The organism is Pantoea dispersa (genome assembly GCF_035783935.1).
GTDB lineage: Bacteria > Pseudomonadota > Gammaproteobacteria > Enterobacterales > Enterobacteriaceae > Pantoea > Pantoea dispersa_C.
In genome coordinates this window covers 1-226 of sequence record NZ_JALKOV010000061.1, presented here as the reverse complement: position 1 = coordinate 226, position 226 = coordinate 1, and the positions used below count along the sequence as shown (strand labels likewise).

The 226-nt window shown below is 50.4% G+C and carries 1 rRNA gene; it reads right to left on the bottom strand.

Annotation, left to right across the window (positions count from 1 at the left end):
- Window positions 1-226, bottom strand: a 23S ribosomal RNA gene (locus MXF20_RS23330); the annotation flags it as partial.

Genomic DNA, 226 nt, shown 5'->3' with positions numbered 1-226 from the left:
TTAAGACTCGGTTTCCCTTCGGCTCCCCTATGCGGTTAACCTTGCTACAGAATATAAGTCGCTGACCCATTATACAAAAGGTACGCAGTCACCTAACAGGTAGGCTCCCACTGCTTGTACGTACACGGTTTCAGGTTCTGTTTCACTCCCCTCGCCGGGGTTCTTTTCGCCTTTCCCTCACGGTACTGGTTCACTATCGGTCAGTCAGGAGTATTTAGCCTTGGAG